At 73.2% G+C, this 26610-nt stretch carries 19 protein-coding genes; all 19 read left to right on the top strand.

Annotation, left to right across the window (positions count from 1 at the left end; all coding sequences use genetic code 11):
- Window positions 1-10 precede the first annotated feature (10 nt).
- The 19 genes from sigJ (at window position 11) to ACZ7KX_RS09575 (ending at window position 26607) form a co-directional block, all read left to right on the top strand.
- Complete coding sequence (gene sigJ, locus ACZ7KX_RS09665; RefSeq protein ID WP_470326014.1) at window positions 11-988, top strand: RNA polymerase sigma factor SigJ; 978 nt, start codon at window positions 11-13, stop codon at window positions 986-988.
- A gap of 179 nt (window positions 989-1167) precedes the next feature.
- Window positions 1168-1995, top strand: a complete 828-nt coding sequence (locus ACZ7KX_RS09660) for a response regulator transcription factor (protein WP_396551085.1) — start codon at window positions 1168-1170, stop codon at window positions 1993-1995.
- A gap of 15 nt (window positions 1996-2010) precedes the next feature.
- Window positions 2011-3522 (top strand): sensor histidine kinase, encoded by a 1512-nt coding sequence (locus ACZ7KX_RS09655; RefSeq protein ID WP_470326013.1) that lies wholly within the window; start codon window positions 2011-2013, stop codon window positions 3520-3522.
- Between the two features lie 187 nt (window positions 3523-3709).
- On the top strand, window positions 3710-4657 hold the full coding sequence (locus tag ACZ7KX_RS09650) for a hypothetical protein (RefSeq protein WP_470326012.1): 948 nt from the start codon (window positions 3710-3712) through the stop codon (window positions 4655-4657).
- Window positions 4658-4903: 246 nt separating this feature from the next.
- Window positions 4904-5515, top strand: coding sequence for a Uma2 family endonuclease (locus ACZ7KX_RS09645; RefSeq protein WP_470326011.1), 612 nt, complete (start codon window positions 4904-4906; stop codon window positions 5513-5515).
- A complete protein-coding gene (locus ACZ7KX_RS09640; protein ID WP_470326010.1) occupies window positions 5508-6872 on the top strand; it encodes an oxygenase MpaB family protein in 1365 nt (454 codons plus the stop codon). Before ACZ7KX_RS09645 ends, ACZ7KX_RS09640 begins: the two co-directional genes overlap by 8 nt.
- A 384-nt stretch (window positions 6873-7256) precedes the next feature.
- Complete coding sequence (locus ACZ7KX_RS09635) at window positions 7257-8801, top strand: cytochrome ubiquinol oxidase subunit I (protein ID WP_470326009.1); 1545 nt, start codon at window positions 7257-7259, stop codon at window positions 8799-8801.
- Between the two features lie 50 nt (window positions 8802-8851).
- Entirely contained in the window at window positions 8852-9877 is a 1026-nt protein-coding gene (gene cydB, locus ACZ7KX_RS09630; protein ID WP_470326008.1) for a cytochrome d ubiquinol oxidase subunit II, read from the top strand.
- A 4-nt stretch (window positions 9878-9881) separates the two neighbouring features.
- Entirely contained in the window at window positions 9882-13412 is a 3531-nt protein-coding gene (gene cydD / locus ACZ7KX_RS09625; RefSeq protein ID WP_470326007.1) for a thiol reductant ABC exporter subunit CydD, read from the top strand.
- A gap of 69 nt (window positions 13413-13481) precedes the next feature.
- Complete coding sequence (locus ACZ7KX_RS09620) at window positions 13482-15305, top strand: sensor histidine kinase (RefSeq protein ID WP_470326298.1); 1824 nt, start codon at window positions 13482-13484, stop codon at window positions 15303-15305.
- Between the two features lie 179 nt (window positions 15306-15484).
- Window positions 15485-15898: a hypothetical protein gene (locus ACZ7KX_RS09615; RefSeq protein WP_396551096.1), complete on the top strand. Its 414-nt coding sequence runs from the start codon at window positions 15485-15487 to the stop codon at window positions 15896-15898.
- Window positions 15888-16292 (top strand): hypothetical protein, encoded by a 405-nt coding sequence (locus tag ACZ7KX_RS09610; RefSeq protein WP_470326006.1) that lies wholly within the window; start codon window positions 15888-15890, stop codon window positions 16290-16292. Before ACZ7KX_RS09615 ends, ACZ7KX_RS09610 begins: the two co-directional genes overlap by 11 nt.
- 404 nt (window positions 16293-16696) lie before the next feature.
- Entirely contained in the window at window positions 16697-17731 is a 1035-nt protein-coding gene (locus ACZ7KX_RS09605; RefSeq protein ID WP_470326005.1) for a PstS family phosphate ABC transporter substrate-binding protein, read from the top strand.
- Window positions 17732-17836: 105 nt separating this feature from the next.
- Window positions 17837-18433: a hypothetical protein gene (locus tag ACZ7KX_RS09600; RefSeq protein ID WP_470326004.1), complete on the top strand. Its 597-nt coding sequence runs from the start codon at window positions 17837-17839 to the stop codon at window positions 18431-18433.
- 233 nt (window positions 18434-18666) lie between these two features.
- Window positions 18667-21348 carry a hypothetical protein gene (locus ACZ7KX_RS09595; RefSeq protein WP_470326003.1) on the top strand — a complete coding sequence of 894 codons (2682 nt, stop codon included), beginning with the start codon at window positions 18667-18669 and terminating at the stop codon, window positions 21346-21348.
- A gap of 133 nt (window positions 21349-21481) precedes the next feature.
- Window positions 21482-22513 carry a phosphate ABC transporter permease subunit PstC gene (gene pstC / locus ACZ7KX_RS09590; protein ID WP_470326002.1) on the top strand — a complete coding sequence of 344 codons (1032 nt, stop codon included), beginning with the start codon at window positions 21482-21484 and terminating at the stop codon, window positions 22511-22513.
- A 64-nt stretch (window positions 22514-22577) separates the two neighbouring features.
- Window positions 22578-23819 (top strand): phosphate ABC transporter permease PstA, encoded by a 1242-nt coding sequence (gene pstA, locus ACZ7KX_RS09585; RefSeq protein WP_470326001.1) that lies wholly within the window; start codon window positions 22578-22580, stop codon window positions 23817-23819.
- A gap of 38 nt (window positions 23820-23857) precedes the next feature.
- On the top strand, window positions 23858-25696 hold the full coding sequence (locus ACZ7KX_RS09580; RefSeq protein WP_470326000.1) for a substrate-binding domain-containing protein: 1839 nt from the start codon (window positions 23858-23860) through the stop codon (window positions 25694-25696).
- Window positions 25693-26607 (top strand): class E sortase, encoded by a 915-nt coding sequence (locus tag ACZ7KX_RS09575; RefSeq protein ID WP_470325999.1) that lies wholly within the window; start codon window positions 25693-25695, stop codon window positions 26605-26607. The genes ACZ7KX_RS09580 and ACZ7KX_RS09575 overlap by 4 nt, the downstream gene beginning before the upstream one ends.
- Window positions 26608-26610: the final 3 nt, after the last annotated feature.

Genomic DNA, 26610 nt, shown 5'->3' with positions numbered 1-26610 from the left:
GTCCTGTCAGATGGGTGAGGAGTCCGACGACGAGGCGAAGGGGCGGGGGCCGGTGCGGGACGAGGGTCCGGGCGCGATCATGGGCGAGCGGCGGCGGTTGATCAATCTTGCGTACCGGCTGCTCGGCTCGCTGGCCGACGCCGAGGACGTGGTGCAGGAGACCTACGCCCGCTGGTACGCGATGCCCCGGCGGGAGCGGGAGGCGATCGGCTCCCCCGGCGGCTGGCTGACGACGGTCGCCAGCCGGATCTGCCTCAACGTCCTCGGCTCGGCCAGAGTGCGGCGGGAGCGCTACGTGGGCGAGTGGATCCCCGAGCCGCTGCCGGAGGGCCGGGAGTGGACGTCCGCCGCGACGACCGCGGCGGCGGACCCGGCGGACCGGATCACCCTGGACGAGTCGGTCAGCATGGCCTTCCTCGTCGTCCTGGAGTCCATGACGCCGGCCGAACGCGTCGCCTTCGTCCTGCACGACGTCTTCCGGTACCCCTTCGCCGAGGTGGCCGCGATCGTCGGCCGCTCGCCGGCCGCCTGCCGCCAGCTGGCCACCTCGGCCCGCCGCCGGATCCGCGTCGCGCAGGCCCCGGCGGTGCCGACGGGCGCGCAGGCGGCCGTGGTGCGGGAGTTCAAACGGGCGTGGGAGGCGAAGGACCTGAGGTCGCTGATGGGCGTGCTCGATCCCGGCGCCACCGTGATCGCCGACAGCGGCGGCCTGGTCGGCGCCCTGCCGCACCCGCTGTCGGGGAACGAACGGATCGCCCGCGCCTACCTGGAGATCGCCCGCCTGGCGCCCGCGACGACGCTGCTGGAGTGCACCGTCAACGGCCTGCCCGGCCTGGTCGCCCGGCAGGGCGGCGTCACGGTCACGGTGATCGCCTTCCGGATCGCCGACGACCGGATCACCCACATCTGGGCGGTGCGCAACCCGGAGAAGCTCCGTCCGTGGGCCGACCTGCACCCGCCGGTCGGGGCTCCGGGCGCGGGGGAGTGAGCCAGGTCATACCGGCGACCGGGCAGGGGCGGGCACTGTTGTCCGGGGGCGCACCGGGCGTGTTCACGCCCGTCCGCACACCACCGAGCGCCCCGCTATGGCCTTGTCGTCGCAAAACCGACCGATAAGGTGTTAATCCAACATTCATCCATGCCGCGTAGCCTCCGAGAGCTAGCCTCATGCTGAACGTCATCGTCCGACCGGGAGGCCGAAGCCCCGTGCAAGGCACTGTCACCACACCAGGCGGCTCCACGGTGGCCGGGGGCCAGGGCGAGGCGTTCCTGCTCGTCGTGGACGACGAGCCCAACATCCGCGAACTGCTCTCCGCCTCGCTGCGCTTCTCCGGCTTCCGGGTCGCCTCCGCCGCCAGCGGCACCGAGGCGCTCGAACTGATCGCGGCCGAGCGCCCCGACCTGGTCGTGCTCGACGTGATGCTCCCCGACCTCGACGGCTTCACCGTCGTCGAGAAGCTGCGCGAGCGCACCAGCCGCGGCCAGATAGCCGGGCCGGCGCACGGGCACCCCGGCGACCACCTGCCGGTGCTCTTCCTCACCGCCAAGGACGGCGTCGGCGACAAGGTCCAGGGCCTCGCCGCGGGCGCGGACGACTACGTCACCAAGCCGTTCAGCCTCGAAGAGCTGATCGCCCGGATCCGCGCCATCCTGCGCCGGGCCGGCGGGCCCGCCGAGGACGGCCGCCTGGTCGTCGCCGACCTCAGCCTCGACCCGGTCGCCCACGAGGTCACCCGCAGCGGCACCCCGGTCTCGCTCTCCCCGACCGAGTTCAAGCTCCTGCACTACCTGATGGCCAACGTCGGCCGGGTGGTCTCCAAGGCGCAGATCCTCGACCACGTCTGGGCCTACGACTTCGGCGGCGACCTCTCCATCGTCGAGTCGTACATCTCCTACCTGCGCCGCAAGCTCGACTCCGGCCCGGCGCACGGCCCCAAGCTGATCCACACCGTGCGCGGCATCGGCTACGCACTGCGCCGCCCCCCGCAGGGCTGACCGGTACCGCCGCACGTGTTCGCCCGGTTCACCTCACGGCTGTCGCTGCGCGCCCGGCTGCTGGTGCTCGCACTGGCGCTGGTCACCACCGGCCTCGCGGTCAGCGACGGCTTCGTCGTCGGCACCGTCCGGAGCCAGCTGGTGGAGCAGCTCGACGAGCAGCTCCAGCGGTACGGGCTGCCGCTGTCCCGCAAGCCCCCGGCCCAGGTGTCCACCCCCAACCCCGGCCGGCCCGCCGTCACCGGCCGGCGGATCATGCTGCCCAGCCAGTACCTGGTGCAGTACCTCTCCGCGGACGGCAAGGTCCAGGCGGTGATGCGCCAGCCCGTCGCGGACACCGACCCGGCGCCGCAGCTGGCCGGCCTGGACCCGGCGCGGACCGCCCCCGACGTCCCCTTCGACCTGCCCGACCAGCGCGGCGAGCACCGCTGGCGGGTGCTGGTGCTGCCGCTCCAGGCCCCCCGCGGTCCGGCCGTCGGCGCCAACGCGTACGCCTCCCCGACGGCCACCCCGACCCACGTCATGGTCGCCGTCTCCCGCGAGGACATCGACGCCACCCTCGGCAAGCTGCGCACCTCCTTCCTGGCCATCGGCGGCGCCGTCCTGCTGCTGATCGCCGCCCTCGGCTTCTTCGCGGTACGGGCCGGGCTGCGGCCGCTGCGGCGGATCGAGGAGGGCGCCGAGCGGATCGCGGCCGGCGAGCTGTCGCACCGGATGCCCGAACTCTCCCCGGGCACGGAGGTCGGACGGCTGTCGGTCGCGCTCAACGGGATGCTCACCCAGATCGAGGCGGCCTTCGCGGCCCGCGCCGAGTCCGAGGCCCGGATGCGGCGCTTCGTCGCCGACGCCTCGCACGAGCTGCGCACCCCGCTGGCCGGGATCCGCGGCTTCGCCGAGCTGTACCGGATGGGCGCGCTGCCCACTGAGGCGGACGTCAAGCGCACCATGACCCGGATCGAGAGCGAGGCCGACCGGATGGGCGCCCTGGTCGAGGACCTGCTGGTGCTCGCCCGGCTGGACGAGGAACGCCCGCTCGACCTCGCCCCGATGGACCTGCGCACCCTCGCCGCCGACGCCCTGCACGACCTCACCGCGCTCGACCCCAGCCGGCCCGTCGCGCTCACCGGCCCCTCCGGCACGGGCGCGCCCGGCGCGGCGCCCGTCCTCGGCGACGAGGCACGGCTGCGGCAGGTGGTGACCAACCTGGTCGGCAACGCGGTCAAGCACACCCCGGCCGGCACCCCGGTGCGGATCGGGGTGGGCGCCGGGCCCGGCGGCGTCTGCCTGCTGGAGGTCGCCGACACCGGCCCGGGCCTCACGGAGGAGCAGGCCCAGCGGGTCTTCGACCGCTTCTTCCGGGTCGACGCCTCGCGCAGCCGCGACAAGGGCGGCGGCGCCGGCCTCGGCCTCGCCATCGCCACCGCCCTCACCCGCGCGCACGGCGGGACCCTCAGCCTGGACACCGCGCCCGGCGAGGGCGCGACGTTCCGGGTCGAACTGCCCAACAACTGCGACCGGCCGTTCTGAGCGCCCCGTCCCGGAGAATTGTCGACTCGTCAATTCTGCTGCGGACCAGGAAATTCGAGGGCGCGATCATTGCCGGAAACCGGCATGGAGCGTAAAGAAAGCGTCTGCCTATGATCAGCACCGCCTGGCCGTGACGACCCGTCCGGACCAAGGCCTTTGCTTTCTTTCCGACCCGAAAGGGGTCATCGTGAAACTCCGCCGCTCGCTGGTCTCGGCCGCCGTCATCGCCGCCGTGATCTCGCCCGCAGCGATGGTCTCCGCGGCACCCGCCTTCGCGGCATCGGCTCCGGCGGCGCAGACCGGGAACGACAGCTCGATCGCCGAGCTGGAGAAAGCCGCCGCCGACGCGGCCAAGGCCTACGAGGCCGCCGTGGCCGGCGAGGCCAAGGTCAGGGCCGAGGTCTCCGCCTTCCTGGACAAGCCGGAGCCCTACCTGAGCACGTACCAGGAGGCCAAGGCCGCCGCGGCGAAGGCCGCCACCGCCAAGGACGCCGCCAACAAGGAGGCCGAGGACGCGGCTCGGGCGTACGGCTCCGCCAAGGAGGAGGACCTTCCCGGGGCCAAGGAGCGGATGCTGAAGGCGTTCGACGTCGCCAACGCGGCCATCGCCGCGGACGAGAAGGCCAAGGCCGCCGTGACCGCGGCCGCCAAGGCGTTGGACGACGCCAAGGTCGAGGCGTTCCGGCGGATCTTCGACGCGCAGGAGGCCACCAGGACCGCGCTGGCCACCAAGACCGCCGCCGACAAGGCGCTCGCGGACGCGAAGGCGGCCGCCTCGAAGCCGGTGGAGCAGCCGGTCGAGAAGCCCGTGGAGAAGCCGGTCGAGAAGCCGGTGCAGCAGCCGGTGCAGAAGCCCGTCGAGCAGCCGACCACCGTCACCCCGGCCTCGGACACCACCAAGGACTCGGCCGCCACCACCTCGAACCGGGCGGCGACCTCGACCGACTCGACCACCGCGACCACCTCGCAGGCGGTCACCACCGGTTCGACCACCGGCTCGACCACCGAGCTCGCCGCGACCGGTGCCGGCCCGGCCACCCCGTACCTGGCCCTTGGCTCCGGCCTCGCCATCAGCCTCGGCGTCGCCGCCCTCTACGTCTCCCGCCGCAAGTCGGCCACCCGCTCCACCTCCTGATCCACCCGGTTCGCGTCCGCTCGGGAGGAGGCCGCGAACCGCACCGCACCGCGACCACCCGGAACCGCAGGGCCGGCCACCTCCCGGCCGCCCTGCGGTTCCGGCGTTTCCGGGCCCCAAACGCCCCGATCGAGTGAACCGATCGCCGATCACCCGACCGGCCCCCCGGTCGTGTGCGACCGTGCTGCCGTTGCTTGTGCGGACTCGCACGGGCTGACCACACTGGACGGGAAGAGGGGTGTCCCCGTGAGCGCGCTCGTTGCTGAGGTGACCGTCGTGAACCTGGACCAGTTGCTGTGGCAGACATGGAAGTCCATGGACGTGCCAGAGGGCTTTCGCGCGGAGATCATCGAGGGGACGATCACGTTGTCACCCACCGGCGGCACCCGTCACTTCACTGTCAACAGGCGACTGGGACGGGCCCTTTGTGACCATCTGAGGGATTCCGGCTACGGGCCGGCGCAGGACGGCAACGTCATCGCCGGTCTCAAGGTGCTCATTCCGAATGTCTTCGTCGTGCCCGACGACGTCGACGAGATCGAGCACCCCGAAGGCTTGGGGCTCCTGGCATCCGGTGTACCGCTGGTCGTCGAGACCGTCTCGCCCGGTGCCGACAACCGCAAGCGTGACCACGTCCTCAAGCACCGTGCCTACGCCCGCGCCGGCATCCCGGTGTACGTGATCATCGACGACTACGACGACGGCGGTGCCGTCACCGTCCTCACCGAGCCCGACCGCGAGCGCGGTGCGTACGCCTCCTCGACCCGAGTCCCCTACGGCAAGGAGGCCGTGATCCCCGAGGGCCCGGCCAAGGGTTTCGTGATCGGGCCGGAGATCACCGGCGAGCGCCGTGGCTGAGCCCGGGGCGTCGTTCAGGCGTGACCTCTCAGAGTGGCGGATCGCCCTGGTCGCGTGGCGGCTGTTGGTGCTGCAGGCGGCGGATCCGGTGGTCGGGGCCGGGATGGCGGAGCACTCGACGTACCGGGCGCACCCGTGGCGGCGGGTGGAGCACACACTGGGGAGCGGGCGGCGGCTGTTCTACCAGGACGCGGAGACGCTGCGGCGGGAGATCGCGCGGCTGGACCGGGCGCACAAGCGGATCCGGGGGACAGGGCCGGACGGGCGGCCCTATGACGCCCGGGACGCCGGGACCAGGGCGTGGGTGCTGCTGACGCTCTTCGAGTGCGTGGCCACCATGCGCCGACTCGGCGGGGACCCGTACGACGCCGACCAACTCGACCAGGCCTACGCCGAGTTCAAGGAGGCGGTGGCCGCCTTCGACCTTCCCGAGGGTGAACTGCCGCCCACGGCGGAGGACTTGCCAGCCTACTTCGCCCGGTACGCCCGCGAGAAGCTGGAGTTCACCGAGGCGGCGCGCTACCTGATGGGCGACCTGCTGCGCGAGGCGCCCAGGCCGCGGCGGCTGTGGTTCCTCGGGGACGCCGGCTGGCGGGTGGTCCGGGGCGTCGTCGCCCGGGTGATCACCGAGCTGACGGTGGCCGACCTGCCACCGGTGGTCCGGGAGCGGTTCGGGCTGGCCGCGACCCGGCGCGGCGCGCTGCTGTCCCTGGTGCTGCACCGCGGTGCCGGGATGCTCGTCGCCCGGCTCCCGGACCGGCTGCGCTACCGCTCCGCGGAACGGGCAGATCCGGGCAAGCGCCGCTACCGCCCGCAGCGAGACACCCGCGGGCTCCGGCTGGACCGGTTCTTCCGCGAGGTGCTGGACCAGACCGGCGACGGCTTCGTCACCGTGCACGACCTGCGGGCGATGGCGCACAACGTCTGCTGGCGGCTGGAGCTGGACGAGGCCGGTGAGGCCCGGGTGCACGAGGCCTTCGAGGGCTGGTGGGAGCAGCTGCGCGCGGGGATGGACGCGAACGGCGACGGGAAGGTCAGCCGGGAGGAGTTCGTGGCGGCCACCGTGGCCGGCTGCGACCGGGACGGGGCCTACCTGGAGCAGGGGCTGCTGCCCGCGCTGCGGGCGGTGTTCACCGCCGCCGACACCGACGGCAGCGGCTTCCTGGAGTTCGACGAGTACCGCGCGGTGTTCGGCGGCCCGCGGGTGCACCCGGTAGAGCTGTCGCACGGTTTCCGCCAGTTGGACACGGACGGGGACGGCCGGATCACCCGGGAGGAGTTCCTGCACGGCTTCACCGAGTTCTTCACCGTCCGCGCCGACTCCACCTCGGGCACCCAGCTCCTCGGCCGCGCCTGACCGGGGCCACCGCGCCCTCGGCCCCCGCCCGACCGGGCGGGGGTCCTAGCTCGCTTCGCTCGCGGTGGCAAACGGGCCGTCCGCCTGTCAAGCGCCGGTTCGGCCAAGAGCCCGTCCGCATCCGCCCGGTCGTTCGTTGCCCCGGCCGGGGCCGGGTCCGCAGACTGTGCGCACCGCGCGGCAAACCGTGACGCACCGCACAGGTCCGTCAACCCCACCCCACCTGCAGTTCCCCCGTAAGGATGGTGGATACTGGCCCTTGTGAACGTGTTCACGTTCACAAGCGGACAAGCTTGCACGGCTTGGCGACGGTCTACGGCTACACAAGAAGTTCGTCCGGAATACGCCCGTCGAACGTGCGGGCCGGTTGGGAGAGAGGGCGACGTGGAACTGGCAATCGCTCACGAGACCATTGCGCGATGGCAATTCGGCATCACCACCGTCTACCACTTCCTCTTCGTTCCGCTCACGATCAGCCTGGCCGCGGTCGTGGCCGGTCTGGAGACCGCCTGGGTGCGGACGAACAAGGAGAAGTACTTCCACGCGACCAAGTTCTGGGGAAAGCTCTTCCTCATCAACATCGCGATGGGCGTCGTCACCGGAATCGTCCAGGAGTTCCAGTTCGGCATGAACTGGTCCGACTACTCCCGCTTCGTCGGTGACGTCTTCGGCGCCCCGCTCGCGATGGAGGCGCTGATCGCCTTCTTCTTCGAGTCCACCTTCATCGGCCTGTGGATCTTCGGCTGGGACAAGCTGCCGAGGAAGATCCACTGCGCCTGCATCTGGATGGTCGCGCTGGGCACCGTGCTCTCCGCCTACTTCATCCTGGCCGCCAACTCCTGGATGCAGCACCCCGTCGGGTACGCGATAGACCCGGCCACCGGCAAGGCGCAGCTGACCGACATCACCAAGGTGCTGTTCCAGAACACCACCCTCACCGTCGTCGCCCACACCCTGACCGCCGCCTTCCTCACCGGCGCCGCCTTCATGGTCGGCATCTCCTCCTTCCACCTCTGGAAGGCCAAGCGCAGGCCGGAGACCGCCGACGCGAGGAAGACCGCCTCGATGCGCACCTCGCTGCGGCTCGGCCTGGTGCTCGCCGTGGTCTTCGGCGCCGGCACCGCGCTCAGCGGCGACGAGCTGGGCAAGGTCATGTTCGAGCAGCAGCCGATGAAGATGGCCGCCGCCGAGGCCCTGTGGGACACCCAGTCGCCCGCGCCGTTCTCCGTCTTCGCGGTCGGCGACGTCGGCAAGGGCCACAACTCGGTCGCCCTGGAGGTCCCCGGGGTGCTGTCCTTCCTCGCCCACAGCGACTTCAGCTCCTCCGTCCCCGGCATCAACGACACCGCGGCCGCCGAGGCCGCGCTGCACGGCGGCGACCCCAAGGACTACATCCCGAGCATCTTCGTCACCTACTGGGGCTTCCGCCTCATGATCGGCTTCGGGATGACCTCCTTCGTGGCCGGCCTGATCGGCCTCTGGACCACCCGGAAGAAGCTCTTCCTGCGCCCCGCGTTCCGCACCGGCGACACCGAGGTGCCCCGGCTGATGCTCACCCCCGGACGCGAACTCAGCCCGCTGCTGACCACGTGGAGCTGGCGGATCGGCATCCTGACCATGGGCTTCCCGCTGATCGCCAACAGCTTCGGCTGGATCTTCACCGAGATGGGCCGCCAGCCCTGGGCCGTCTTCGGCCTGATGACCACCTCCAGCGCGGTCTCCCCCAACGTCGGCGTCGGCACCCAGATCGGGGCGCTGGCCACCTTCACCACGCTGTACGCGGTCCTCGCGGTCGTCGAGGTCCGACTGCTGGTCAAGTACGCCAAGGCCGGACCGGTGGTGACCGAGGAGCCGCCCACCGAGGTCCCCTCGCTGCGCGGACCGTCCTCGGACGAGGACGCCGACAAGCCGCTCGCCTTCGCCTACTGAGGCACCGGGACACGGGGCACTGAGGACCACTGCGGAACTGAGGATCTGACATGCAACTCCACGACGTCTGGTTCGTGCTGATCGCGGTCCTGTGGATCGGCTACTTCTTCCTGGAGGGCTTCGACTTCGGGATCGGCATCCTGACCAAGGGCCTGGCCCGCGACACCGCCGAGAGACGGGTCCTGATCAACACCATCGGCCCGGTCTGGGACGGCAACGAGGTCTGGCTGCTGACCGCCGGCGGCGCCACCTTCGCCGCCTTCCCGGACTGGTACGCGACGCTCTTCAGCGGCTTCTACGTCCCGCTGCTGGTGATCCTGGTCTGCCTGATCGTGCGCGGCGTGGCCTTCGAGTACCGGGCCAAGCGCGACGGCGCCCGCTGGCAGCGGAACTGGGAGGAGGCCATCTTCTGGACCTCCCTCCTGCCGGCCTTCCTCTGGGGCGTGGCCTTCGCCAACATCGTGCGCGGCGTGGACATCGACGCGCAGAAGAACTACGTCGGCACCCTCGGGGACCTGCTGAACCCGTACGCGCTGCTCGGCGGCCTGGTGACGCTCGCCCTGTTCACCTTCCACGGCTCGGTGTTCGCCGCGCTCAAGACGGTCGGCGAGATCCGCGAGCGGGCCCGCCGGGCCGCCCTGCAGGCCGGCCTGGCCACCGCCGTGCTGGCGCTGGTCTTCCTGCTCTGGACCCAGGCGGACAGCGGCAACGGCCGCAGCCTCGCCGCCCTGGTGATCGCCGTCCTGGCCCTGGCCGGAGCCCTGGTCGCCAACCAGCTCGGCCGCGAGGGCTGGGCGTTCGTCCTCTCCGGGGCGACGATCGTGGCCGCCGTGGCGATGCTCTTCCTGGCGCTCTTCCCGAACGTCATGCCGTCCACCCTGAACGCCGGCTGGAGCCTGACCGTCTCCAACGCCGCCTCCTCGCCGTACACGCTGAAGCTGATGACCGTCGTGGCGGCGGTGTTCACCCCGCTGGTGCTGCTCTACCAGGGCTGGACGTACTGGGTGTTCCGCAAGCGGATCGGCGTCCAGCACATCCCCGGGCACGCCCCGGCCGCCCCGCTCGACCGGGTCTGACGCGATGAAGCCGGTCGACCCCCGACTCCTCGGGTACGCCCGCACCACCCGGGCCTTCCTCGCCGGATCCGTGCTCCTCGGCGCGGCGGGCGCGGCCCTGGTGGTCGCCCAGGCGAGTCTGATCACCGAGATCGTCGTCCGTGCCTTCCAGCGCGGGGCGACGCTCGGCGAACTGACCGCGCCGCTGCTGCTGCTCGCCCTGACGGCCGTCGGGCGCGGGCTGGTCGGCTGGCTCACCGAGCTCACCGCGCACCGGTCCGTCACCCGGGTGAAGTCCACCCTGCGGCGCCGGCTGCTCGACCACGCCACCGCGCTCGGCCCGTCCTACCTGGCGGGCCGGCGCACCGGCGAACTCACCACCCTCGCCACCCGCGGCATCGACGCGCTGGACGACTACTTCGCCCGGTACCTGCCGCAGCTGGCGCTGGCCGTGGTCGTCCCGGTGATCGTGCTGCTGCGGATCGTCGGCGCCGACTTCACCTCGGCCGCGATCATCGCCGGGACGCTGCCGCTGATCCCGCTGTTCATGGTGCTGATCGGGATGGCCACCCAGTCCCGGATGGACCGGCAGTGGGACACCCTGGCCCGGCTCTCGCACCACTTCCTGGACGTCGTCGCGGGGCTGCCCACCCTCAAGGTGTTCAACCGGGCCCGCACCCAGGCCGCCACCATCGCCCGGATCACCGCCGACTACCGCCGGGCCACCCTGCGGACCCTGCGGATCGCCTTCGTCTCCTCCTTCACCCTGGAACTGCTCTCCACCCTGTCCGTCGCGCTGGTCGCGGTCACCGTCGGCTTCCGGCTGGTGGACGGCACGCTCGACCTGGAAACCGGTCTGCTGATCCTGGTCCTCGCCCCCGAGGTGTACTTCCCGATCCGCCAGGTCGGCGCGCTCTACCACTCCAGCGTCGAGGGGCTGACCGCCGCCGACGAGCTGTTCCGGGTGCTGGAGACCCCACTGCCCGCCGCCGGCACGGTGCCCGCTCCCGCCCTCGCCGGGGCCGTGATCGGCGCCGAGGGGCTGGTCGTGCGCCACCCCGGACGGACCGAGCCCGCGCTGGACGGCGCCGGGCTGACCCTGCGTCCGGGCACCACCACCGCCCTGACCGGCCCGAGCGGCGCCGGCAAGTCCACCCTGCTGGCCGTCCTGCTCGGCCTCACCGCCCCCGAGGCCGGCACCGTCCGGATCACCGCCGCCGACGGCCGCTCGTACGACCTGGCCGAGCTGGAGCCGCGCAGCTGGCAGCGGCAGATCGCCTGGGTGCCGCAGCACCCGCACCTGTTCGCCGGGACGGTCGCCGACAACCTGCGGCTCCACCGGCCCGACGCCACCGACGAGCAGCTGTGGACGGCGCTGGACGCCGCCCACGCGCTCGACTTCGTGACCGACCTGGCCGCCGGGCTCGGCGAGGACGGCGCCGGGCTCTCCGCCGGCCAGCGCCAGCGCCTCGCGCTCGCCCGGGTGCTGCTCGCCGACGACCGGCCGCTGGTCCTGCTGGACGAGCCGACCGCCAACCTGGACGGCGCCTCCGAGTCCGCCGTCGTGGACGCCGTCCGGACCCTCGCCGAGGACCCGGCGCGCACCGTGCTGATCGTCGCGCACCGGCCCGCGCTGCTGGCCGTCGCGGACGAGCGGGTGCGGCTGGCCGGGCCGGCCGCCGCCGTGGCCGGTGCCCCCGTCACCCCGCTCGCCCACAGCGGGAGGCCGACGCCCGCCCCCGCCGTCCCCGAGGAGCCGGAGGCCGGGAGCGGCAGCACGCCCCGGCTGGCGCTGTCCGTCCTGCTCGGCGCGCTCGCGCTCGGCTGCGCCGTCGCCCTGATGGCCACCTCCGGCTACCTCATCTCCCGCGCCTCCGAGATGCCGCCGGTCCTCTACCTGATGATGGCCGTCACCTCGGTGCGCGCCTTCGGCATCGGCCGCAGCGTCTTCCGCTACGCCGAGCGGCTGGTCTCGCACGACGCGGTGCTGCGCACCCTCGGCACCCTGCGGGCCGACGTCCACCGCCGGCTGAGCGCGCTCGCCCCGGCCGGACTGCCCGCCTTCCGGCGCGGCGACCTGCTCTCCCGGCTGGTCGCCGACGTGGACGCGGTCCAGGACCACTACCTGCGCTGGCGACTGCCGGCCGCCGTGGGCGGCGTCGTCGCGCTGGGCTCGACGCTGGCGCTGGCCGCCTTCCTGCCCGCGGCCGGGGCGGTGCTCGGACTCGGGCTGCTGCTCGCGGGTGCGGTGGTGCCCGCGCTGGCCGCCCGCTGGTCGGCCGGCGCCGAGCGGCGGCAGGCCCCGGCACGCGGGCACCTGGCCACCACCGTGGTGGACGCCTTCACCGGCACCGCCGAACTCACCGTGGCCGGCGCGCTGCCCGGCCGGCTGGCCGCCGTCCGCGCCGCCGACACCGCGCTGACCCGGCTGGCCGCCCGCTCGGCCGCCACCACGGCGCTCGGCACCGGGCTGATCGCGCTGCTCACCGGGCTGACCGTGACCGCCGCGGCGGCCGTCGGCGTCCAGGGGGTGCGGGCCGGGGTGCTGGCGCCGGTCTGCCTGGCGGTGGTGGTGCTGACCCCGCTGGCCGCCTTCGAGGCCGTCACCGGGATGCCGCTCGCCGTGCAGGCCCGCCAGCGCAGCCGCGCCGCGCGGGCCCGGCTGGACGAGGTGCTGACCGCCCCGGCGCCGGTCGCCGAGCCCGCCGACCCCCGCGCCCTGCCCGAGCAGCCGATGCCGGTCGCGGTGCGCGGGCTGACCGTACGGCACCCGGGGCAGGCGGTGGACGCGCTCGCCGGGGTGGACCTCGACCTGGCCGCCGGGCGCCGGATCGCCGTGGTCGGCCCGTCCGGCTCCGGCAAGACCACCCTCGCCCAGGCGCTGCTGCGTTTCCTGGAGCAGAGTGCCGGCACCGTCACCTTCGCCGCCGGTCGTCCACAGGCTGTGGACAGCCGCGCGCTCGCGGGCGAGGACGTCCGCCGGGTGATCGGGCTCTGCGCGCAGGACGCGCACGTCTTCGACAGCTCGCTGCGGGAGAACCTGCGGCTGGCCCGGCCCGGCGCGGGGGAGGACGAGCTGCGCGCCGCGCTGGCCGCGGCCCGGCTGCTGGACTGGACGCAGGGGCTGCCGGACGGCCTGGACACCATGGTCGGGGAGCACGGCGCCCGCCTCTCCGGCGGCCAGCGCCAGCGGCTCGCGCTCGCCCGGGCCCTGCTCGCGGACTTCCCCGTCCTGGTCCTGGACGAGCCCGCCGAGCACCTCGACCTGCCCACCGCCGACGCGCTCACCGCGGACCTGCTGGCCGCCACGGAGGGGCGCACCACCGTGCTGATCACCCACCGGCTGGCCGGGCTGGACGACACCACGGTGGACGAGGTGCTGGTGCTGGACGGCGGCCGGGTGGCCGAGCGGGGCCGCTGGTCGGAGCTGGTCGCCGACCGGGACGGGCGGCTGCACGCGATGTGGTGGCGGGAGCGGGAGGCGGACGGCCTGCTGGAGGCGGACGAGCTGCCGGAGCCGGTGGGCCTGCCGGAGCCGGTGGGGGAGACCCGCTAGCCGTGCCGGCGCCGGTCCCGGTACCCGCCGTCTGAAAACCGTACAAACTAGTCTTTCTTCATGGACCCCATGCCGGACCCCGCGCCGGACACCAGGCCGGACCCCTCCGAGGCCGCCCCCGAGCCGACACCCCATCGGGTGCCCGAGATCGCCTCGCTCGGCCTGGACACCCTGGTCACGGAGGTCGCCGAGCGCCTGCAGTCGGCCGCTGCCGTCACCGACCGGATGCAGCGGCTGCTGGAGGCGGTGGTCTCCATCGGCGCCGGGCTGGACCTGCACGCCACCCTGCAGCGGATCGCCACCGGGGCCGCCGAGCTGGTCGACGCCCGCTACGCGGCGCTCGGCGTGATCGCCCCGGGCGGCACCGGACTGGCCGACTTCATCCACGTCGGCGTGGACGACGGGACCGCTGCCGGGATCGGCGAACTGCCCGCCGGGCGCGGCATCCTCGGCGTGCTCATCGACCGCCCCGAACCGCTGCGGCTGGCCGACCTCGGCGCCGACCCGCGCTCCTCCGGGTTCCCGTCCCGGCACCCGCAGATGAAGACCTTCCTGGGCGTGCCGATCCGGGTCCGCGAGGAGGTGTTCGGCAACCTCTACCTCACCGAGAAGAAGGGCGGCGGCGCCTTCACCCCCGAGGACGAGCAGGTGGTGCACGCCCTCGCCGCCGCGGCCGGCGTCGCCATCGAGAACTCCCGGCTGTACGAGGAGGGCCGCCGCCGCGAGCGCTGGATCGCCGGCGCCGCCGCCGTCACCACCGCCCTGCTCTCCGCCGAGCAGGCCGAGGCGGCCCTGACCGTCGCGGCCGAGCAGGTACGGGAGTTGGCGGACGCCGCGCTCGGCATGATCCTGCTGCCGACCGGCCCGGAGGGAGAGGGGGACGGGCAGATGCGGGTCGCCCACGCCTCCGGCGAGGTGGCCGAGTTCGTCCGCGGCGAGCTGCTGCCCAAGGAGAGCTTCGCGGCCCGGCTGCTGGCGGGGGAGAGCGTCTACCTGGACGACATGTCCCGCGACCCGACCGTGGTGATGCGGCTCGCCCGCCGCTTCGGCCCGTCGATGGCGGTGCCGATGGTCGCCGCCGGGCGGGTGCTCGGCGGGCTCTGCGTCTGGCGGCCGTGCGGTGCGCTGCCCTTCACCGAGAGCGAGAAGCAGCTCGCCGAGACCTTCGCCTCGCAGGCCGCGCTCGCCCTGCGGCTCGCCGAGGGCCAGCGCGACCAGCAGCGCCTCGCCGTCTTCCAGGACCGTGACCGGATCGCCCGCGACCTGCACGACCTGGTGATCCAGCGGCTCTTCGCCACCGGGATGATGCTGGAGAGCGCGGCCCGCCGGGCGGTCGTCCCCGAGGTGCGGACCGGCATCGGCAAGGCGGTGGACGAGCTGGACGCCACCATCCAGGAGGTCCGCACCACCATCTACGCCCTGCAGCACGACAACCACGGCGACGCGCCGGACACCCTGCGCACCCGGGTGCTGCGTGAGGCCAGCCAGGCCGCGGCGGCGCTCGGCTTCAAGCCCTCGGTGAGCTTCGTCGGGCCGGTGGAGAGCCTGGTCGGCGACAAGACCGGCCGTCAACTGCTCGCCGCACTGCGGGAGATGCTCTCCAACACGGCGCGGCACGCGCGGGCCTCCCGGGTCGGTGTGGAGATCGACGCGACCGTCCACCTGGGCGACGACGGGCGGCCGGTGGGCGGCGACCCGGAGTCGTTGGACCGGGGCGGCCGGCCGGGCGTACTGCTGTCGGTGACCGACGACGGCGTGGGCATCCCGGAGGGCGGCCGGCGCAGCGGACTGCTCAACCTCACCCGGCGCGCCGAGGCGCTCGGCGGCGACGCCTGGCACGAGAGCGGGCCCTACCGGAAGGGCACCACGGTGCGCTGGACGGCCCGGCTCTGAGGGTGTCCACCGGCTGGAACCGGAGCCTCCGGTAAAGACAAGTGAAAGTTAAACGAGAGAGAACTTCCCGACCAACGGCGCAAGTTGTGAACGTTCTGGGCTTTCGGCGGCTCTGTGTGCACACATAGCTTTGCTCCGTCTCGGAGGGGAAACCGGAAGGTAACCGGACGGAGGGGGCAGTGGACGCTTCCGGCCGCGGTCACACCGCAGCAGGGGCAAGTCGAGGGGGATTCCGCGCCGAACGAGCCGCGGACGGGCGCTACCGCTGGCAACTGAAGGCGCCCAACGGCCGGGTCGTCGCGATCACCCCGGCCGCGTTCGAGACGGCCGGCGAGGCCGAGCGGGGCTTCGACGGCCTGCGGGCCGGGGCGGACGGGCTGACCGCCCGCATCACCCACGTCCGGGACGGCATCGGCTGGGTCTGGGTCGTCCCGGGCTCGCGCAACCTCCCCGAGGTGCGCTCCAGCCGCGCGTACGAGCGGTACGCGACCTGCCAGAACGCCTTCCGCCGCTTCGTGGTGCTGCTCGCCAAGCAGCCGCCGCGCGAACTGCCTGAGCGCGCAGTGCCGTTGAGACGCACCGATGGTCGCTGAGCGGCGCGGTCCGCGGCTGCTGGTCGTACCGGCGGCCGACCGCTGCGTCGGCTGGGCGCTGCGGGCGGCCAACGGCAGGCCGCTCGGCATCGGCGCGCAGACCTACCGGAGTGAGGATGAACTCGCCGACGCCGTGCGGGAGTTGCTGATCGAGCGGACCGCGCTGCGATGTTCGATCGGGCAGTCCGAGGGGCGCCAGTGGGTCTGGGCCGCCTACCTGCCGGTGCGCAGCACCCGGCCGGGGGCGGCCTCCGTCGTTCCGGTGGCCCGCAGCGCACGCGGGTACCTGCGGCGCGACCAGTGCCAGGCGGGGATCGAGGGCTTCCTGGCCGGACTGCAATGGGTGGGACAGGAGTTGCGCCGTTCCGGGCGCGACGGCCGCCGACCGCTGTAGTCCGTCGCCGCATCCCGCCGCCGCATTCCGGCACCGGTCCCGTCGTCGGTCCGTGCTGCCCGGGCCCCGTCCGCCCCGGATCGTTCGCGGCCTTCCGTTCGTGCGCCTTCGGTGAAGTCCAGGTTTCCGGCAACACCCCGAGCAGCTTCCTGGAGAAGAACGTCGACGCCGTTCGGAGGCCCGGTCACGACCCTGTCGCGTCCACGCTGACCAGTACCTAAACCTCGCTGAACCGATGAGTCGACATTCCCCGGCCGGGCTCGACCTCCCTTCCGGCGGAACCTGCCCGCCGGACAGGATCTGCACTGCCGGAAGGGCCGCAGCGGACGCGGTCACCGGCCCCGGACTCCCGAACGGAGTGCGGGTCACGCGATGGACGTCTCTCCCACCGGAGGAAGAGAAACATGCGTAAGACCGCTGCCAACCTGCTTGCCGCCGCCGCGCTGGCGACCTCGGTCGCCACCGTATTCGCCGGCACCGCCGTCGCCGACCCGGCCGGCCTGCCGAACTCCCAGGACATCGTGGGCGTCGGCTCGGACACCACCCAGGCCGTGCTGAACCAGATCGCCGCCGACTACAACGCGACGCTGGTCAACCCGAGCGACCCGCACCTGTACAGCTGGGACGCGATTCCGGCCGGCACCATCACCACCAAGTCGGGCGCCACCCCGATCACCCGCCCGAACGGCTCCGGCGCCGGCATCTCCGCGCTGAACGCCAACACCAGCGCCACCGTGGACTTCGCCCGCTCCTCGCGCTCCCCGCAGCCGACCGACCCGACCACCGACGACTTCGTCGCGATGGCCAAGGACGCCGTCGCCTGGGCAGCGCCGTCCGCCGGCAACGCCCCGGCGAACCTGACCACGGCGAACCTGAAGGACATCTACACCTGCGCCGTCACCAACTGGACGCAGATCAACCCGTCGCTGCCGAACGCCACCATCAAGCCCTTCCTGCCGCAGACCGGTTCCGGCACCCGCTCGTTCTTCCTCACCACCATCGGTGGCGGCACCGCGGTCACCCCGGGCGCCTGCGTGGACAGCAGCGTCCAGGAGAACCAGGGCAGCGACTCCAAGCTGGCCGACGTCAACGCCCTGGTCCCGTACTCCGTGGCCCACTACATCGGCCAGGTCTACTTCGGCAAGGGCAGCGGCGCCGACGTCCAGGGCCCGCTGACCATCCGCTCCGTCGACGGCGTCGCGCCGGTCGACACCGTGAACAAGACCATCAGCTCCGCGTTCGCGGCCACCGCGTACTCCCGCGTGGTCTACAACGTCTTCCGTGACGCCGAATGGACCGCCACCGACGCGCACGGCAACGCGCTGCGCGCCATCTTCAGCCGGACCGGCTGGATCTGCAAGAACGGTGCCACCGACCTGAAGAGCTTCGGCTTCCTGCCGCTGTCCTCCTTCGCCTGCGGCAGCGTCACCCACTCCTGAGCCACCCCGCACCACCCGGCGGCCGCAGGGGCCTCGCCCTGCGGCCGCCGGCCCGACCGCACGGCCGGAAACCACCCCTCCCCTCCCTCTCCCAAGGAGTTCGGCATGTCCCGCATCAGCGCGCGCCTGGCCTCGACCGGTGCCGCCGTCGTCCTCGCTCTGACCGCCGTGAGCGGTGCGGCTGTCGCCGACACCACCCCGGCCACGCCGGCCGCGGGCCAGGCCGTGATCACGACCGACGTGAACTTCCTGACGAGTGCCGCGCTCAAGGGCATCGTGGTCATTCCGCTCCAGCCCGCCAACCCGACGTTCGACCCGAACGCCGGCCTCACCGTGACGCTCCCGGTGAGCGGTGGCGAGGCGAACATCCCCGGCTTCTACGGCGACGTGCAGTTCGGCGGCGGGCTGCTCTTCCTGAACCTCGCCACCGGCAGGAGCGTGACCTTCAAGCAGTTCGACTTCTCCGTCGCCAACGGCTACTTCACCGCGGTGCCGAACGGCTCGACGGCGCCCGTGCCGCTGCTGGACCCGGCCGGCGACAACGTGATCAACCGCAACGGCCTCACCCAGGGCCTGAGCTCCTCCAGCTTCCAGGTGGACGCCGAGGGCGCGAAGTTCCTCGACACCAAGCTCGGCACCACCTTCTTCACCGCCGGCCAGCAGATCGGCTCGCTCGCGCTGTCCTACACCCCGGCGCACTGACCGCGCCGCACCTGACCGCAGACCGGCGGGCCCGTGCCTCGGCGCGGGCCCGCCGCTTGCGGAGTTCCCAACTCCGGTGCGGAGTCGCCGCGTTGTGGTCTCGTACACCTGGCCGACCGGATCCCGCCATGTCCGGCTGGCCGAATAGTACGCACGGAACCGTCCGTCCCCAGCGCGCTCGACGCCCGCGTGCCGCCTCCCTCGGCGGCCCCGCACCTCCCGGAGGCCCCGCCATGAGAAACCGCGTACCCGACCCGAGAGGCAGCGGGCGGTGGCGTCGCCGACTACCGGCCCTGGCGCTCGTCAAGGCCGTGGTGGCGGCGCTCGCCGTCGTCCCGATCGGGCTGGGCGCGGCGCCGCCGGCGCACGCCGATTCGGCCGTGACGGTGAAGGGTCCGAAGGTCTGGATCCCGGCCACCAAGCAGTACGGTCCCGAGGGCAGCGTGACCGTCTCCCAGACGGCGAACCTCACCAACCAGGTCCTCCAGGTCTCCTGGACCGGCTTCACCCCGACCGTCTCGCTGTACGCCAAGACTCCCGTCCCGGTGGCGGTGAAGGAGTCGAACAGCATCCTCTACGCGGTCCGGATCTACCAGTGCCGCGGGACCGACCCGGCGGTGACGGACTGCTACGGCAGCACGCTCTACGGCGGCGACGGGTCGAAGGGCTTCGAACAGCCGCCCCGCCCCACCCGCATGGAGACGCCGGAGTGGCCCTCCAACCAGGTGATCGCCGCGACCGGCCCGGACGGCTCGGGCACCGCCTCGATCGAGGTGTGGAGCGCCAAGGAGAGCGCCACGCTCGGCTGCGACTCGACCCACCCCTGCTCGCTGGTGGTCGAGCCCAACTACGGCGGTGACCCGCTGGACCTCTTCCAGGTCCAGGACGGCGGGGCCGACTGCGAGTTCCACGACCTGGACGACGATCCGGACGGTTACACCGCCGCCGACGGGATCATGAAGCCCGGTCCCGCCTTCCAGAACTGGAAGACCGGCAACCGGACCAGCGAGCAGTGCGCCTGGAAGCACCGGACGGTGGTCCCGCTCGGCTTCGCCCCCACGCCGGACTCCTGCGCCGCGAGCGACCAGGCCTTCGGCGCCGCCGGGCTGGAGATGGCCAACCGGGCCATGCAGCAGTGGCGGGCCGGCCTGTGCCTGGGCGACTCGCCGATGACCGTGGGCTATGTCCCGGCCGGCGGCGAGCCGCAGGCCCGCGCCGCGTTCCTGGCGGGCAGCAGCACCACGGACGTGGCGCTGACCGCGCGGGCGGACCCGTCACCGCCCCCGCGCCCGTACGTCTACGCGCCGCTCGCCACGACCGGCATCTCGGTGGCGTACCTGATCGACGATCCGACGACCGGCCGGCAGATCCGGGACATGAAGCTGAACGCCCGGCTGCTGGCCAAACTGCTGACCCAGTCCTACGCGTCGCCGGGCGCGTCGATCCCCTCCGTGGCCGGCAACCCGATCTGCCTGTTCACCGACCCCGAGTTCAAGCAGCTGAACCCAGAGAACGCGGCCAACGGGATCCACTGGCCGACCAGTTGCGGCGCGGTCCTGACGATCTACCCCGGCGTCCCGGGCGGCACCACCGACTTCACCTACCTGCTGACCTCGTGGGTGGCCGCCGACCCGGACGCGGCCCGCTTCCTCGACGGCGAGCCGGACCCGTGGGGCATGCGCGTCGACAGCTTCTACCTGAAGCCCAAGTTCGCCGGTTACCCCGCGGAGGCCTTCCAGACCCAGGACTTCACCGGGCTCGACAAGGACAGCACCACCGCGGACCTCCGGCACTGGAAGCAGTACGAGTGGAACCCGTCCCTGGACGGCCTCGGGCGGGTGGCCCGCAACCTGATGCAGAGCCAGCCGAACTGCCAGGACCCGAACATCGACCCCGTCACCAACGGTCACAAGCCCTGCGCCGCGCAGGCCGTCGGCCAGCGCGCGATGCTCGCCGTCATGGACACCGCCCAGGCCAAGGCGTTCTCGCTGCCCGAGGCCGCGCTGCTCAACCCGGCGGGCTCCTACGTGTCGCCCGGCACGGCCGGCTTCCAGGCCGCCGTCGCCGACATGCCCACCGACGCGACCACCGGGGTGCAGCAGCTGCCCTACGGCACGCCCGACACCGCCTTCTCGCGCGACCAGCGGGCCTACCCGCTGAGCTACGTGCAGTACGCGATGGTGCCCACCGGCGGGGCCGCCGCCCCGAAGGCCGCCGCGATCGCGCGCTTCCTCAGGACGGTGACCACCGACGGGCAGACCTACGGCATCTCGCCGGGCCGGCTCGCCCCGGGCTACCTCGCCCTGACCGGCGCCCAGCGGCAGCAGGCCCAGGACGCCGTGCAGCACGTGGAGGCGCAGGACGGCAAACTGCCCGGCAACCAGACCGCGCCGACCACCCCGGGCACCGACCCGGGCACTCCGCAGAGCGGCAACGGCGGCACGGCCGGCGGTACGGCGGGCGCCACCACCGGCGGCACCGAGGGCGGGACGAGCCCGGGGAGCAGCGCGGGCAACGCCGCCGCCACCGCGGACGGCAACTCCGGCGGCAGCGGCGCAGGCTCCTCCGACGGCCTGTCCGGCACCGGTTCCGGCGGTTCCGGCAGCTCGACCGGCTCCACCGGGACGGTCGCGGCCGGCGCCGCGGCACCCGGCCCCCAAGCGGCCGCCGCCAAGCCCGGCGCCACCGCGGCCCCCTCCGGCGCCCCGTCCGGGAGCCCGCTCGCCGCGGCCCCGGTCGGCACCCCGGTGCCCGACCGGCCCGGCACTGCCCGGCTGCTGCTGCCCGTCGCGCTGATCGCCGGCCTGGTGCTGCTGGTCGGCGGACCGGCCGCGCTGTTCCTCGGCGGCACCCCGGCCGGCGCGAAGGTGCTGGCCGGCGCCCGCGCCCAGTGGTCGCGGCTGCGCCGCAGGTAGGAAGCCCGCGCTCGGCGGGGCCGCCGTCACGGCCCCGCCGAGCGCTTCCCGCCCGCCGAGCGCTTCCCGCCCGCCGAGGCTGCGCCCCGGACCCTCACCGAGCACGCCCGTTCCCGAGCACGGAGAGCACACCATGACATCCGCCGCTGAGCCCGCGGCACCGTACGCCGGGGTGCCGCGCCAACCCGACCACGGGCCCGACCAGGACGTGCCGCGCGCCATCACCGCCCCCGCGACCCCGGGCGACCGGGTGTTCCGCGGCGTGCTGCGGCTGGCCGGCTTCTCGGTCTTCGCGATCATGGGACTGATCGCCTTCTTCCTGATCCTGCGCGGCACCGACGCGCTGCGCACGGTCGGCTGGTCCTTCCTGACCGAGCAGAAGTGGCAGACCGCCGCGCACAACTTCGGCATCGCCGCCGTCCTGCCCAACGGCCTGCTGATCGCGGTGATCGCGCTGTTCATCGCCGTCCCGGTGGCGATCGGCACCGCGATCTTCATCTCCGAGTACGCCCCGGTGCGGTTGCGCGCCGCGCTGGTCTCGCTCATCGACCTGATGGCGGCCATCCCCAGCATCGTCTACGGCCTGTGGGGCCTGTTCTTCCTTCAGCCGCGGATCATCGGCTTCGTCCGCTGGACGGCCAACCACCTGGGCGACACCATCCCCTTCCTCAAGGTGCGGATCGGCGACATCAACACCTCGTACACCTCCTCGACGTTCATCGCCGGCGTGGTGGTCTCCCTGATGATCATCCCGATCATCACCTCGCTCAGTCGGGAGGTCTTCTCCCAGGCCCCGCAGGGCGAGCGGGAGGGCGCGTACGCGCTGGGCTCCACCCGCTGGGGGATGGTCCGCGCGGTCGTCCTGCCGTTCGGCAAGGGCGGCGTGATCGGCGCCGTGATGCTGGGCTTCGGGCGGGCGATGGGCGAGACCATCGCCGTCGCGCTGATCATCTCGCCGAACTTCGAGGCCATCACGCACATCCTGGAGAACGGCGCCAACTCGATCTCCGCGCTGATCGCGCTGCGCTTCGGCGAGTCGGACTCGCTGTCGCTCTCCGCGCTGATGGCCGCCGGTCTGGTGCTGTTCGCGCTCACCCTGCTGGTCAACGTGCTGGCCGGGATCGTCATCAACCGTTCGCGCTCCGGCGCCGCGACGGCGGACTGACCACGACGCAACGCCGGCACGCCTGCCGGGCAGCCCGCCGCCCGAACCGTGAAGGGACCTTCCGATGACCACGCTCGACCTGCCGCCGGTCGCGCCGTCCGGGCCCGCCGGGGCCCCCGCGTCCGCGGAGCCCGCCGCGACCGACGCGACCGACGCGACCGGCGCCCCGCGCCCCGAGAAGAAGCTCCGGATCGGCGGCGTCACCCGCGACGACGTCCTCACCGTGGCGGGCGCGGCGGCCGGCTCGCTGGCGCTGGACTGGGTGCTGTACGAGCGGGTGCTGCCGTTCAGCGGCGCCTTCGGCTTCCTGATCTGCTGGTACCTGTTCTTCCTGGCCGGCTACTCCGTCCTCGGCCGGATCCAGTGGAACCCGATGATGGTGCGGGACCGGCTGGTCGCCGTGGTCGCCTGGAGCTCCGGGCTGCTGGTGGTCGCGCTGATCGCCGACCAGATCGGCTACGTCGCCGGCCGGGGCTGGGAGGCCGCCCAGCACCTCAACTTCTTCACCGAGTCCATGGAGCACACCGGCCCGCTCGACCGGCTGACCTCGGGCGGCGCGCTCAACGCCATCGTCGGCTCCCTCGAACAGCTCGGCCTGGCCACGCTGTTCGCCGTCCCGCTGGGCATCGCGGCGGCCGTCTTCATGTCCGAGGTCGGCGGCCGGGCGGCCCGGCCGGTGCGCACCCTGGTCGAGGCGATGACGGCGCTGCCGTCCATCGTGGCCGGCCTGTTCATCCTCGGCGTCGTGATCATCACCTTCGGCTTCGAGAAGAGCGGCTTCGCGGCCTCGCTCGCGCTCACCGTGATGATGATGCCGATCGTCACCCGGGCCGCCGAGGTGGTCATCCGCCTGGTGCCCGGCACCCTGCGCGAGGCCTCGTACGCGCTCGGCGGCAGCCAGTGGCGCACGGTGTGGAACGTGGTGCTGCCGACCGCCCGGCCCGGGCTGGTGACCGCGGTGGTGCTCGGCATGGCGCGCGGCGTCGGCGAGACCTCGCCGGTGCTGCTCACCTCCGGCTTCACCTCGCAGTTCAACGGCAACCCGTTCGAGGGGCACCAGGTCTCGCTGCCGCTGTACATCTGGAACTACGTCAAGCAGCCGTACGACGGGATGATCGCGCGCGGCTTCGCGGCCGGCCTGACCCTGATGGGCGTGGTGCTCGTCCTCTTCGTCACCGCGCGCGTGATCGGCGGCCGCCGGCCCGGACAGCTGACCCGGGCGCAGCGGCGCCGGATCGACCGGGAGGCCCGCCGCCTGGAGGCGGCCGCCCGCCCGTACCCCCTCCGGCCGCAGGGGCAGCCGTGATGTCCCGTCCAACCACCGTCCGTCCCAGAGGAGTTCACATGTTCCGGGAGGCCGCAAGGCGCTCCATGGCCCGGCTGCTCGCGGGGGCGATGTCCCTGTCGCTCGCCACGGCCTCCCTGCTGCTCGGGCAGACCCCGGCCCACGCGGCCTCCGTCTCGCTGAGCGCGGACGGCTCCAGCTGGGCCGGCCCCGCCATCGACCAGTGGCGCCAGGACGTGTCGCCGCAGGGCATCCAGATCAACTTCAACCCGGTCGGCTCGGCGGCCGGCCGCACCCAGTGGGCCATCGGGCAGGACGACTTCACCGCCTCCGACGTGCCCTTCCGCTCCGGGCAGGACACCGGCCTCGGCCAGGGCGGTCAGGCCGCCGGCGGCGGCGGCAAGGAGAACCCGACCTACGGCTTCTCCTACGTCCCGATCACCGCGGGCGGCACCACCTTCATGTACAACCTGGTCGTCGGCGGCAAGCGGGTCACCGACCTGCGGCTCTCCCCGCAGACCATCGTGGACGTCTTCACCAACAAGATCACCAACTGGAACGACCCGAAGATCACCGCCGACTACGGCAAGGCCCTGCCCAACCTGCCGATCACCCCGGTGATCCGCTCCGACGGCTCCGGCGCCACCGCGCAGTTCACCCGCTGGATGGAGCACACCCACAAGGACCAGTGGGACGCCTACTGCACGTCCGTCAACGGCGTGAGCTGCGGCGACTACACCGAGTTCTTCCCGAAGTCCGGCCGGATGACCGCCCAGAACGGCTCCGACGTGGTGGCCGGCTACATCAAGTCCCCTGGCAACCAGGGCACCATCGGCTACGACGAGTACGCCTTCGCCAAGCGCAGCAACTGGCCGGTCGTCAAGGTGCTCAACGCGGCGGGCTACTACGCGCTGCCGACCGCCTCCAACGTCGCCGTCGCGCTCACCGCCGCCAGGATCCGCGGCGTGGACGACAGCACCCCGCCGAACGACCCGAACTACCTGCAGCAGAACCTCGACGGCGTCTACACCATGAACGACCCGCGCGCCTACCCGATCTCCAGCTACAGCTACCTGATCGTGCCGCGCGCCGGGGCGGCGCTTCCCCCGCCGCCGCGGTTCAACAACGACAAGGGCTCCGCGCTCAGCCGCTTCCTCTCCTACGTGCTGTGCGAGGGCCAGGGCAAGGCCGACGACCTCGGGTACTCGCCGATCCCGCGCGGCCTGGTCCGCGGTGGTCTGCTGCAGACCAAGTCCATCCCCGGCAACGCCGGCCCGGTGAACCCGGACACCCTCGCCAACTGCGCCAACCCGACCTTCAACTCCGCCGGTGAGCTGACCGTCCTCAAGAACGCCCCGATGCCGAGCGAGTGCGACAAGCAGGGCGCGCCGCTCAACTGCGTGGTGCAGGGCGGCAAGGCGGTGTCGACCGGTTCCGCCGGCGGCACCGGCGGCACCGGCGGCTCGGGCGGCGCGGCCGGTGGAGCGGGCGGTACCGGCGGCACCGGTGGCACCGGCGGGTCCGGGGGCGGCGGCGCCGACGGCAGCGGGACGGGCGGTGCGGGCGGCGCCGGTACGGGCGGTGGCGCCGGCGGTGCCGGCGGCGCGGCGGGCGGCGACCCGAACGCGCCCGGCGGTGCGGCCGCCGGCGACCCGAACGGACCCGGCGCCGACGACGGCACCGGCGACGTGATCGACCCGCAGACCGGCCAGGTCGTCGCCCGCGGCCGCGGCGGTGCGAGCCAGGTGGCGGCCGACGTGGTCGAGGTCAGCGGCAAGCCCGAGGACTGGACGCTGTCCACCCTCACCGCGGTGGAACTGCTCGCCGTGGTCCTCGTCCCGCCGCTGCTCGGCCGCCGCCTGCTGCGCCGCCGCAACGGCTCGGACGGCACCTCGTGACCGCGCCGGTGCTGGAGAAGCCCGCCGCGCGGCCGGCCCCGGCCGGTGCGCCGCGGCCGGCCGCCGGCGGGGCCGCCCCCGACCGGCCCGCCGCGCCGCCCGCACGGCGGCGGTTCCTCCAGGGCGCCTGGGCGGCCTGCCTGGCGGCCGTCCTGGTGCTGGGCTTCGTCGGCTACCTCTTCACGCTCTCGCACCTCCAGGAGAAGCACTACCAGTCCACCGCGTACAAGACCTTCCGCGACCAGCTGGCCCGGGCCGTCGCCCCGACCGGCCCGGCCGCCGACGGCGACCCGGTGGCGCTGCTGGACATCCCGGCGATCGGCCTGCACCAGGCGGTCGTGGTCGAGGGCACCACCGGCCGGGACCTGATGCGCGGCCCCGGCCACCGCCGGGACACCGCGCTGCCCGGCCAGAGCGGCGTCTCGGTGGTCTTCGGCCGGGGCGCCACCTTCGGCGCGCCCTTCGCCGAGCTGTCCGGGCTGCGGGTCGGCGACAAGATCGAAGCCACCACCGGGCAGGGCAAGTTCACCTACACCGTCACCACGTACGGCGACGGCGACCACCCGATCGGCGACCCGGCCCGCGACCGCCTCGTCCTGGTCACCGGCGACTCCGACTGGGTCCCCGGCTCGACCGTGCTGATCGGCGCCCGGCTGGAGGGCGCCCCCGCGCAGAACCCCGGCGGCCGGCCCGCGACCGTCCCGTACGACAAGGCGCTGGCCGCGGACAAGGGCGCGCTGGCCACGCTGCAGCTGTGGTCGCTCGGTCTGCTCGGCGCGGTGTTCGGCGCGCTGGTGCTGGCCCGGTACTGGCGGCGCTCGGCCGCGTACCTGAGCCTCGCGCCGGTGGTCGGCGCACTGCTCTGGGCGGTCTACGAGAACGCCGCCGCCCTGCTGCCCAACCTCTACTGACGC

The sequence above is a fragment of the Kitasatospora sp. NPDC038210 genome (genome assembly GCF_055600605.1).
Note: the sequence above shows the minus strand (reverse complement) of the source record. Positions and strands in the feature narration are given on the sequence as shown.

Excerpts from the sequence above, each read along its gene's own strand:
- sigJ (WP_470326014.1), top strand. The coding sequence starts at position 11 with ATGGGTGAGGAGTCCGACGACGAGGCGAAGGGGCGGGGGCCGGTGCGG.
- ACZ7KX_RS09660 (WP_396551085.1), top strand. The coding sequence starts at position 1,168 with ATGCTGAACGTCATCGTCCGACCGGGAGGCCGAAGCCCCGTGCAAGGC.
- cydB (WP_470326008.1), top strand. The coding sequence starts at position 8,852 with ATGCAACTCCACGACGTCTGGTTCGTGCTGATCGCGGTCCTGTGGATC.
- cydD (WP_470326007.1), top strand. The coding sequence starts at position 9,882 with ATGAAGCCGGTCGACCCCCGACTCCTCGGGTACGCCCGCACCACCCGG.
- ACZ7KX_RS09620 (WP_470326298.1), top strand. The coding sequence starts at position 13,482 with ATGCCGGACCCCGCGCCGGACACCAGGCCGGACCCCTCCGAGGCCGCC.
- ACZ7KX_RS09610 (WP_470326006.1), top strand. The coding sequence starts at position 15,888 with ATGGTCGCTGAGCGGCGCGGTCCGCGGCTGCTGGTCGTACCGGCGGCC.
- ACZ7KX_RS09605 (WP_470326005.1), top strand. The coding sequence starts at position 16,697 with ATGCGTAAGACCGCTGCCAACCTGCTTGCCGCCGCCGCGCTGGCGACC.
- ACZ7KX_RS09600 (WP_470326004.1), top strand. The coding sequence starts at position 17,837 with ATGTCCCGCATCAGCGCGCGCCTGGCCTCGACCGGTGCCGCCGTCGTC.
- ACZ7KX_RS09595 (WP_470326003.1), top strand. The coding sequence starts at position 18,667 with ATGAGAAACCGCGTACCCGACCCGAGAGGCAGCGGGCGGTGGCGTCGC.
- pstC (WP_470326002.1), top strand. The coding sequence starts at position 21,482 with ATGACATCCGCCGCTGAGCCCGCGGCACCGTACGCCGGGGTGCCGCGC.
- pstA (WP_470326001.1), top strand. The coding sequence starts at position 22,578 with ATGACCACGCTCGACCTGCCGCCGGTCGCGCCGTCCGGGCCCGCCGGG.
- ACZ7KX_RS09580 (WP_470326000.1), top strand. The coding sequence starts at position 23,858 with ATGTTCCGGGAGGCCGCAAGGCGCTCCATGGCCCGGCTGCTCGCGGGG.